Consider the following 10,557-nt stretch of genomic DNA (forward strand, 5'->3'; position numbering starts at 1 on the left):
CGTCGAGCAAGGTCAGTTCGTGGGTGGCGACCGGGTCACAGGCATGGACGCACTTAGCATCACGCTGACGAATCGCGTCGGCACGCGCACGCTGGCACTGACGGAGGCTTCATGAAGACGGGGGTGAAGAGAATCCGGCTGGCGCTTGGCAGCGCCTGCCTGTTTATCGGTGCGGCGCAGGCGTCGTTGCCGCCGCTGCCGCCGATGATGCCGTTGGACGACGCGGTCGAGCCGTACGACACACCGCCGTTGCCGCGCAATCAGGCGGTCGATGTGCCGAATCCGTTTTTGCGCCAGGACGCGGCCGATGAGGAGCCAATGGCCGACCGACCGGTAGGCGTACTTGATCGGGAAAGCGCTGCGGAGGATGAGGGCGACGGCGTGCAGTTTGGGGGGGCGCAATTCGATAACTCGGAGCGCGATGGGCGGCGGCTCAATAGCCAGCAGCGCGACGGCATGCAGCCTGACGGTACGCAACTTGACGATGTGCAACTCGAGGGCAAACCGCTTTCAGCCTCACGCATTGCGGTGCCGCGCGCGGAATCGTCGGCTCACGCACTCGAAGGTCCGCCCGTGCCGCTTGCCCCGGCGCAGCGCCTCGGCGACTCGTCCAACCAGGCCGCGTACGACGGTCTGTCGCCCGACAAACCGATCTCGCTGAACTTCCAGCGTGCCGAACTGGGAGCGGTACTGAACGCATTCGCACAGTTCACCGGCCTGAATATCGTCGCCAGCGACAGGGTTCGAGGCACGGTGTCGCTGCGGCTCGACAAGGTGTCGTGGCGCACCGCGTTCGACACCTTGCTCGACGTCAACGGCTTGGCCATGGAGCGTCACGGCAACGTGATCTGGGTCGCGCCACTGGCCGATCTGGCGGCGCGCGAGCGGCAACGCTTCGAGGCGCACGCGCGGCTGGCCGATCTGGAGCCGCTCGCCAGCCGGACGTTCGAACTGCATTACGCCCATGCCGAATATGTGCGGCGCCTGTTGACCGGTTCGGGCACTCAGCGGGTATTGTCAAAGCGCGGCGCCGCGATGGCGGATGCGCGCACCAACCTGCTGTTCGTAACCGATCTCGCGGGCCGCCTCGCGCAGATCGCCGAACTGCTGGCGTCGATTGACCGGCCGTCGCGTCAGGTACTGATCGAAGCGCGGATTGTCGAAGGGGATCAGGGCTTTTCGCGCAACCTGGGCGTCAAACTCTCGCTCGCGGCGGCCGCCGCCGCGGACGGCGGCACGGCGCGTGGACTCAGCGGGGGCACGGACGGTGGTGGTACGGTCTACGATCTGTCAGCGGGTCCGCTATCCGGTTTTGACGCCGCCACCGTGGGTCTGACCTTATTCGCCGCCCAGGCCACGCGGCTCCTCAATGTTCAGTTGAGCGCGCTGGAAGCCGAAGGGCAGGGGGAAACGGTGTCGAGCCCGCGGGTCGTGACCGCCGACCGCATGAAAGCGGTCGTCGAGCAGGGCACCGAATTGCCGTATCAGGCCAAGGTCGGCCAAGGCGTCTCCGGCGTGCAGTTTCGCCGCGCGAGCCTGAAACTGGAGGTCGAGCCGCAGATCACGCCGGACGGGCGGGTCGTGCTGGACCTCGATATCGCCAAGGACGGCGTCGGCGAGCAGACCGCCGCGGGGCCTGCCATCAACACCAAACACGTGCGCACGCGCGTCGAGGTGGAAGACGGCGGCACGGTGTCGATTGGCGGCATCTACGCCACGGATGACCGGGATGATGTGACGCGCGTGCCACTCCTGGGCAAAATACCCCTTTTGGGCGCTTTCTTTCGTCATCGGGCACACCGTGACCAGCGCAGCGAGCTGGTCGTTTTCATCACGCCGCGCGTTGTGCAGACGAATTGAGCGCCTGCCGCAGCCGCGGCCCGCAGGCTCGACAAGGCAGCCGCTTTGCCAGTAAGCTGCGGCACGAACCCATACCGGATTAGCCAGAGGACACCGTTGCAAGCGCGGGACGCACACGCCAATGTATTTTTTGTAGGGCTCATGGGGGCAGGCAAGACCACCGTGGGCCGCGCGGTGGCACGCCGGCTGGATCGTCCGTTCTTCGATTCAGACCACGAAATCGTGGCGCGCACGGGTGCGCGCATCCCCGTCATCTTCGAACTTGAAGGCGAAGCGGGCTTTCGCGACCGCGAAGCGCAGGTCATTACCGACCTCGCCAGTCAGCGGGATATTGTGCTGGCCACCGGCGGCGGAGCCATCTTGCGGCCGGAAAACCGCCAGGCGCTGCAAAATAACGGCCTTGTCGTCTATTTGCGCGCCAATCCGCACGATCTATGGCTGCGCACGCGGCGCGATAAGAATCGCCCGCTGCTGCAGACCGAAGACCCCAAAGCGCGTCTGGAAGAACTTTTCGCGGTGCGCGACCCGCTTTACCGCGAGTGCGCACATTTCGTCATCGAAACCGGCCGGCCGTCGGTCAACGGCCTCGTCAACATGGTCTTGATGCAGCTCGAGATGGCCGGCATCGCCAAACCTCCTGCGTCATAATGCAAGCATGATTACCGTCAACGTCGAATTGGGCGACCGCGCCTATCCCATTCATATCGGCGCCGGCTTGATCGGCCAGACCGCGCTGTTTGCGCCGCATATCGCCGGTTCGTCCGTCACCATCGTCACCAACACCACCGTCGATCCGCTCTACGGCGACGCGCTGCGGCAGGCGCTGGCGCCGCTCGGCAAGCAGGTTTCCACGGTGGTGCTGCCGGATGGCGAGGTTTACAAGAACTGGGAAACGTTCAATCTGATCTTCGATGCGCTGCTCGGTGCGCGGGCCGACCGCAAGACCACGCTGATCGCGCTGGGCGGCGGCGTGATCGGCGACATGACGGGCTTTGCAGCCGCCTGCTATATGCGCGGCGTGCCGTTCATCCAGGTGCCGACCACCTTGCTGTCGCAGGTCGATTCCTCGGTGGGCGGCAAGACCGGGATCAACCATCCGCTCGGCAAGAACATGATCGGCGCGTTCTATCAGCCGCAGGCCGTGATCGCCGACATCGGCGCGTTACGTACGCTGCCGGCGCGTGAACTGGCTGCTGGCATCGCGGAAGTCATCAAGACGGGCGCCATCGCGGACGTGGCCTTCTTCGAATGGATCGAAGCGAATATCGACGCCTTGAACCGCTGCGAGCCGCAGGCGCTGGCAGAAGCGGTCAAGCGTTCGTGCGAGATCAAGGCTTCGGTGGTGGCGAAAGACGAACGTGAAGGCGGTCTGCGCGCGATCCTCAACTTCGGCCACACCTTCGGCCATGCAATCGAAGCCGGACTCGGTTACGGTGAATGGCTGCACGGCGAGGCCGTGGGCTGTGGAATGGTGATGGCGGCGGATCTGTCGGTGCGCCTTGGACATCTTGACGAAGCCGCGCGCAAGCGTCTGGTCGACGTGATCACCGCCGCGCATCTGCCTATCCGCGCGCCGGCACTCGGCGAATCGCGCTATGTCGACCTGATGCGGGTCGACAAGAAAGCCGAGGCGGGCGAGATCAAGTTCATCCTGCTGAAGCGTTTCGGTGAGACGCTGATCGGCCCCGCACCCGATTCCGCCGTGCATGCCACGCTAGCGGCCGCCGTCTGAACGCGGCGATGCGGCCCGGGGTATCGCCCATGATTCGGAGAAGCCGGTGAGTGATACGCATCGCGAAACCCTGAAGGAATCAACCGGCGCCGCGTCTGCAAGCGCAGCCCCGGCATCTGCATCTGCCGTCACGCCGACCCTCGCTGCGCTGGAAGCGCATCTGGCGCCTTACGCGGCGCATGCGTCGCAGTCGCGCGGCCGCCGCTATGCCGAAGCGCCACCTAGCGCGCGGACCGAGTTCCAGCGCGACCGCGACCGCATCGTGCATTCCACCGCGTTCCGCCGCCTCGAATACAAGACCCAGGTGTTCGTGAATCACGAAGGCGATCTGTTTCGCACCCGTCTCACGCATAGTCTGGAAGTGGCGCAGATCGCGCGTTCGGTGGCTCGCAACCTGCGCGTCAACGAGGATCTGGTGGAAGCCATTTCCCTTGCCCACGATCTCGGCCATACGCCTTTCGGCCACGCCGGCCAGGATGCGCTCAACGAGTGCATGCGCGAGCATGGCGGCTTCGAGCACAATCTGCAGAGCCTCGCCGTGGTCGACGATCTCGAAGAGCACTACGGGGCCTTTAACGGCCTCAATCTGTGCTTCGAAACGCGCGAGGGCATCCTCAAGCACTGCTCACGAGAAAATGCGCGGCGTCTCGGCGCTCTGGGAGAGCGCTTCCTTGAAGGCCTGCAGCCTTCCATCGAGGCGCAGATTGCGAACGTCGCGGATGAGATCGCGTACAACAACCACGATGTCGACGACGGCTTGCGTTCGGGGTTGATCACCGTCGGGCAACTGGCCGAGGTCGAGTTGTGGCAGACACAGTATGAGGCGGCGCTGCACGACTATCCGCAGATCGAGGGGCGCAGGCTGATTCACGAAACCGTGCGACGGATCATCAACACGCTGATCGTCGATCTGATCGAAACGACCACCAGCAACCTGAACCTGCATGCTCCGGCTTCGCTTGACGCCGTGCGCGCGGCGCCGCCGCTCGTCGCGCATGGCGAAACGGTTGCGGCGCAGGCAACGGTACTTAAGCGCTTCCTGTTCAAAAACCTGTATCGGCACTATCGCGTGATGCGCATGGCAAACAAGGCGCGCCGCGTGGTGATCGGTCTGTTCGACGCGTTCACCGACGATCCGCGGTTGCTGCCGCCGTCCTATCAATCGCCGGATCCGGCGAACCAGCCGCGCCTGGTTGCCCATTACATCGCGGGCATGACCGACCGGTACGCGCTCAAGGAGTACCAGCGGCTGTTCGTCATTGCGGACAACTAAGGCGCTCGGCGGCAATCGCCAGCCCCTCTGTCAACAAAGGGGCGGCGGGCGATCAATCGTGCGCTGAGCGAGCTCCTCAGCGCGACCGCGCAACCAGCGCGCCGGCGATCAGGGCAATGCCGCCCACAATCGCAATGGTTTGCCACGGGTTCTCGTGGACGTAGTCGTCGGCGTCCGACATCGCGGTTTCGGCGCGTTGGCGCACGGCATCGCGGGTTTCGTTCAGGCGCTCGCGCGCGACGTCCAGCCGTTTGCGCAACTGGGCGCGCAGCGCGACGGCATCGGCTTGAGTGCCGTCAGCCAGCGTATCTTCGAGCTCCGACATCAGTGAGCGCAGTTCAGTGGCGATGTCTTCGGCCGCATGGCGGCTGTGGCGTGCGATGCGGCGCGCGCGGCGGCTCGTCGACGTCCAGGATTCGCCAAGGGCGTCTCGCGTATTCGGTAGTGCAGTCATGGTCGCTCCGTCGTTGGTCAGTCAAAGGGGTCCCGCATAAACCGCGCGGGAAATACCATGCCACGCAACTTCGGTGCCACACGCCGGACGGTGTTGCACCCACCCAATCCGCGCTTTGCGACTGCACAATTTGCAGTGGAGGCGCCGCCATGCTGGTCAAACTTACAAAACAACGTGTAGCGACGCCATGCGAAGGGGCCGTTGTGCGCCATATAAATGAAAATGCCGCCATGAATGCATGGCGGCATTGTTCAAGCCCCGAAAACTCGTCTAACCTTAGTCTTGGCGTCAGAAGCGATAGCCGATGCTGACGTAGCTGACGATCGGGTTCAGCCTGATTTTCGTCTGCGACTGGACGTTGAGCGTGCCGACCGGCGTGGAGGCAGCGGTGTTCAGCTTCGCGGTGGTGCTGAGCGGCAGGTACGAGAGCGAGAAACCGGCGAACCAGTGCTGGTCGATTGCGAACGTGAAGCCCCCATTAAACACCGGCTCCCACGAACTATCCGTGGAGACGGTGGTCGGACCATGCAGGACCTGCGCTTCGAACACGCTGTTGGTGATCTCCGCGTCGGTGAACGAAACATGGGTGACACCCACGCCCAGGTAAGGACGGAAGCGCGCTTGAGCGTCCCTGAAGTAGTACTTGAACAGCAGAGTGGGGCTCCACTGTTTGGCGTCACCGAGCTTGCCGTATGACGAGAAGGCACCCGAGCCGTCCAGATTGAACTTCGGCGGGATGCCAATCACGAATTCGGTTGCGATGTGGTCGGTGACGAAGTAGCCAGCGGTGAAGCCGAGGGTGTCGGCGCTATCGAGGCTGGCTCCTGTGTTGGGTAGTGTGACATTGACGGGTGAGCCGCCAACGCTGGTCTCCTTCAACGGATCGCTAGCGGACTGAGGTGCAAGATGCAACCAGCCTGTTGTGACGTAGAAGGTTCCGGCCGATTGAGCGTGGGCTGCCGTCATGCAGGCAAGCGCCGCGATCCCCGTCATGGCCTGTTTTAATTTCATATGTGTGCTCCTCCAGAAAAGGCCCGCTCATTATGACCAGAACGTTTGAAACAAACCATACGCGGCGGTTAGAGCTTTCTCCCTAAGCTCCGCGCGGTTTTCGGCTCAGCCGTTACGCACCGAATCGTACGGGCGTTCGGCTACTTTGGACCTTCGGGTATATACCAACGCGACTATTGGATACTCCAGCATGGCACGGCTCGCACGTCTTTATGTCCCTGACCAGCCGCAGCACGTTATCCTGCGCGGGCTCGATCAGCAGCCCGCATTTGTCGACGAACAGGATTACGAGCTCTTCATCGATTGTCTGAAGGCGGCTTCCCGCGACCATCACCTGTCCATCCACGCGTACGCGTTGATGCCAGGCGCGGTGCAACTGCTCGTCACTCCCACGGAGGAGTCGAGCTTGCCCAAAGCAATGCAGGCGGTCGGTCGCCGCTACGTCGCCCACTTCAACCGGCGCTATTCGCGGCGCGGCACCTTGTGGGAGGGACGCTACCGGGCAACGGTCATCGAAGGCGAGCGCTATTTCCTGCTGGCAAGCCGGGTGGTCGAAATGTGTCCGGTGCGAGGGCAACTGGTTAGTGCACCAGAAGATTACCGGTGGTCGAGCTATCGGCACCATATTGGGCTGACACTCGACAGCCTGATTACGGATCACCCGTTGTACTGGTCGCTCGGCAATACGCCGTTCGAGCGCCAGCGCGCCTACCGCGAACTGTGCGAACAGCCGCTGGATGAGCGCGAAGCCAGCCAGTTGCAACAGGCCACGCTAAAAGGCTGGGTGCTGGGAAGCGACACGTACCGCGAGTGGGCTGCGCGAGCGGCCAACCGCCGGGTGTCGCCGTTGCCGCGTGGACGGCCGCGTAAGGTTCGGGAAACGCCGCAGACCCAATAAGTGTTTCGCTTCAAGGGGCTGCACAAGAAACGGCATCTTCGGATGCCGTTTTATTGCACTGTTTTGATGTGGAACCAATAAAAATGCTGTGCGATGCACCAATCTGATAATCGGTGCCACATCATCACATTTTATTTGCTATTCCCTTGATTCGTCGCGTATATTCCGAATTCCGGCTGTTTCGATGCGCGCCGCGTCGAAGCAGCCTGCGCAGTTGCAGCGCGATTGCGGGCAATAAAAAATGGTTCAACGGCCTTCCCCGGCCCTCTTTCAGACGGTGTCCCCATGAACGATCACCAGCAACCGGTCTCCTCGGTTCCCGCCGCGCAAGGTCTCTATGACCCGCAAAACGAGCACGACGCCTGCGGTGTCGGCTTCGTTGCACACATCAAAGGCAAGAAAAGCCACGAGATCATCGAGCAGGGTCTGAAGATTCTCGAGAACCTCGATCACCGGGGCGCCGTCGGCGCAGATCCGTTGATGGGTGACGGCGCGGGGATCCTGATCCAGATCCCGGACGGCTTCTATCGCGAGGAAATGGCCAAGCAGGGTGTGACGCTGCCGCCGAACGGCGAATACGGCGTCGGCATGATCTTCCTGCCGAAGGAACATGCCTCGCGTCTCGCCTGCGAACAGGAACTCGAACGCACAGTGAAGGCCGAGGGCCAGGTGGTGTTGGGCTGGCGCGACGTGCCGGTCGACCACTCCATGCCGATTTCGCCCACCGTCAAGGCGAGCGAGCCGCTGATCCGTCAGATCTTTATCGGCCGCGGCAAGGACATCATGGTGACCGACGCGCTCGAGCGGAAGCTGTATGTGATCCGCAAGACCGCGAGCCACCGCATCCAGGCGCTCAAGCTCAAGCATGGCAAGGAGTACTTCGTGCCGTCCATGTCGGCGCGCACGGTGGTCTACAAGGGCCTGCTGCTGGCTGGCCAGGTTGGCGTGTACTACCGCGACCTGCAGGACGACCGCACCGTCTCGGCGCTGGCGCTGGTGCACCAACGCTTTTCCACGAACACGTTCCCGGCGTGGGAGCTGGCTCACCCGTACCGGATGATTGCCCACAACGGCGAAATCAACACGGTGAAGGGCAACGTCAACTGGCTGAACGCGCGTACCGGCGCGATCGCGTCGCACGTGCTCGGCGACGACCTGCCGAAGCTGTGGCCGCTGATCTACCCGGGCCAATCGGACACCGCCTCGTTCGACAACTGTCTCGAACTGCTGGTGATGGCCGGCTATCCGCTTGTCCACGCGATGATGATGATGATCCCGGAAGCCTGGGAACAGCACACGCTGATGGACGACAACCGCCGCGCGTTTTACGAATACCACGCCGCGATGATGGAGCCGTGGGACGGCCCCGCTGCGATCGCGTTCACCGACGGCCGTCAGATCGGCGCCACACTCGACCGTAACGGCCTGCGTCCGGCACGCTATATCGTCACGGACGACGACCTCGTCATCATGGCGTCGGAAGCGGGCACGCTGCCAATTCCCGAGTCGAAGATCGTCAAGAAGTGGCGTCTGCAGCCGGGCAAGATGTTCCTGATCGATATGGAACACGGCCGCATCATCGACGACAAGGAACTCAAGGACAACCTCGCCAACGCGAAGCCATACAAGAGCTGGATCGACGCGGTGCGCATCAAGCTCGACGAAATCGAGCCGAGCGCGGAAGACGTCGTGACGGAGCGTCGCGAGCCCGCAGCCTTGCTGGATCGTCAGCAGGCCTTCGGCTACACGCAGGAAGACCTCAAGTTCCTGATGGCGCCGATGGCGCAAGCCGGTGAGGAAGCCGTCGGTTCGATGGGCAACGACTCGCCGCTGGCGGTCATGTCCAACAAGAACAAGACGCTCTATCACTACTTCAAGCAACTGTTCGCGCAAGTCACGAACCCGCCGATCGACCCGATCCGTGAAAACATGGTGATGTCGCTGGTGTCGTTCGTCGGTCCGAAGCCGAACCTGCTGGATACGAACAACATCAACCCGCCGATGCGTCTCGAAGTGTCGCAGCCGGTGCTCGACTTCCGTGACATCGCGAAGATTCGCGCGATCGATCAGTACACCGGCGGCAAGTTCAGTTCATATGAACTGAACATCTGCTATCCGGTGGCTTGGGGCAAGGAAGGTATCGAAGCGCGCCTGGCGTCGCTGTGCGCGGAAGCCGTCGATGCGGTGAAGTCCGGCTACAACATGCTGATCGTGTCCGACCGCAAGACCGATCGCGACAACGTCGCGATCCCGGCGCTGCTCGCCACGGCCGCGATTCACACGCATCTCGTGCAGCACGGTCTGCGCACGAGCGCGGGGCTGGTCGTTGAAACCGGCTCGGCGCGTGAGACGCATCACTTCGCGTTGCTCGCGGGCTATGGCGCGGAAGCCGTGCACCCGTACCTCGCGATGGAAACGCTCGCGCAGATGGCTGCCGGCCTGAAGGGCGACCTGTCGGCGGACAAGGCGGTCTACAACTTCACCAAGGCAGTCGGCAAGGGCTTGCAGAAGGTCATGTCGAAGATGGGCATTTCGACTTACATGTCGTACACCGGTGCGCAGATCTTTGAAGCCGTCGGCCTCGCGGAAGACCTGGTGTCGAAGTACTTCAAGGGCACTTCGTCGAAGGTGGGCGGCATTGGCCTGTTCGACGTGGCGGAAGAAGCGATTCGTCTGCACCGCGAAGCATTCGGCGACAACCCCGTACTGGCCACGATGCTCGACGCAGGCGGCGAGTACGCCTACCGCGTGCGCGGCGAAGAACATATGTGGACGCCGGATGCGATCGCCAAGCTGCAACACTCGGCGCGCAGCAACTCGTACCAGACGTACAAGGAATACGCGCACCTGATCAACGATCAGACCCGCCGTCACATGACGTTCCGCGGCCTGTTCGAGTTCAAGTTCGATCCGAGCAAAGCGATTCCGCTCGACGAAGTCGAATCGGCGAAGGACATCGTCAAGCGCTTCGCCACAGGCGCGATGTCGCTCGGTTCGATCTCGACCGAAGCGCACGCCACGCTGGCTGTGGCGATGAACCGCATCGGCGGCAAGTCGAACACTGGCGAAGGTGGCGAGGACGCGAACCGCTATCGCAACGAGCTGCGCGGCATTCCGATCAAGAACGGCGACACGATGAAGTCGGTGATTGGCGACGAGGTCATCGTCGACATTCCGCTGAAGGACGGCGACTCGTTGCGCTCGAAGATCAAGCAGGTGGCGTCGGGCCGCTTCGGCGTGACGGCGGAGTATCTGTCGTCGGCCGATCAGATCCAGATCAAGATGGCGCAGGGCGCGAAGCCGGGCGAAGGCGGCCAGTTGCCGGGTCA

8 protein-coding genes are annotated in these 10,557 nt (G+C 62.9%); 6 read left to right on the top strand and 2 right to left on the bottom strand.

What is annotated here, in order from left to right; translation table 11 throughout:
- The first annotated feature begins 111 nt into the window (after positions 1-111).
- The 4 genes from M0954_RS16630 to M0954_RS16645 all read left to right on the top strand — a co-directional run bounded on the left by M0954_RS16630 (position 112) and on the right by M0954_RS16645 (position 4,865).
- A complete protein-coding gene (locus M0954_RS16630; protein ID WP_297354324.1) occupies positions 112-1,860 on the top strand; it encodes a type IV pilus secretin PilQ in 1,749 nt (582 codons plus the stop codon).
- 96 nt (positions 1,861-1,956) lie between these two features.
- The gene (locus M0954_RS16635) at positions 1,957-2,508 is read left to right on the top strand and encodes a shikimate kinase (protein WP_122152730.1); all 552 of its coding nucleotides are present in this window, start codon (positions 1,957-1,959) and stop codon (positions 2,506-2,508) included.
- A 7-nt stretch (positions 2,509-2,515) separates the two neighbouring features.
- A complete protein-coding gene (aroB, locus tag M0954_RS16640) occupies positions 2,516-3,592 on the top strand; it encodes a 3-dehydroquinate synthase (RefSeq protein WP_297354326.1) in 1,077 nt (358 codons plus the stop codon).
- A 70-nt stretch (positions 3,593-3,662) separates the two neighbouring features.
- Positions 3,663-4,865 carry a deoxyguanosinetriphosphate triphosphohydrolase gene (locus M0954_RS16645; RefSeq protein ID WP_367279517.1) on the top strand — a complete coding sequence of 401 codons (1,203 nt, stop codon included), beginning with the start codon at positions 3,663-3,665 and terminating at the stop codon, positions 4,863-4,865.
- 76 nt (positions 4,866-4,941) lie between these two features.
- Here M0954_RS16645 and M0954_RS16650 read toward each other — a convergent pair whose 3' ends face one another.
- Positions 4,942-5,319, bottom strand: a complete 378-nt coding sequence (locus M0954_RS16650) for a YqjD family protein (protein ID WP_122152727.1) — start codon at positions 5,317-5,319, stop codon at positions 4,942-4,944.
- 288 nt (positions 5,320-5,607) lie between these two features.
- The gene (locus M0954_RS16655; protein WP_122152726.1) at positions 5,608-6,330 is read right to left on the bottom strand and encodes an OmpW family outer membrane protein; all 723 of its coding nucleotides are present in this window, start codon (positions 6,328-6,330) and stop codon (positions 5,608-5,610) included.
- 190 nt (positions 6,331-6,520) lie between these two features.
- On the opposite strand from M0954_RS16655, the gene M0954_RS16660 reads away from it, so the two are divergent.
- Together M0954_RS16660 and M0954_RS16665 are read left to right on the top strand one after the other, a co-directional pair.
- Entirely contained in the window at positions 6,521-7,228 is a 708-nt protein-coding gene (locus M0954_RS16660; protein ID WP_074262671.1) for a transposase, read from the top strand.
- A gap of 285 nt (positions 7,229-7,513) precedes the next feature.
- On the top strand, positions 7,514-10,557 hold a 3,044-nt coding region (locus M0954_RS16665), incomplete at its 3' end, for a glutamate synthase central domain-containing protein (protein ID WP_297354330.1).

The organism is Paraburkholderia sp., from assembly GCF_026225065.1.
Taxonomy (GTDB): Bacteria; Pseudomonadota; Gammaproteobacteria; order Burkholderiales; family Burkholderiaceae; genus Paraburkholderia.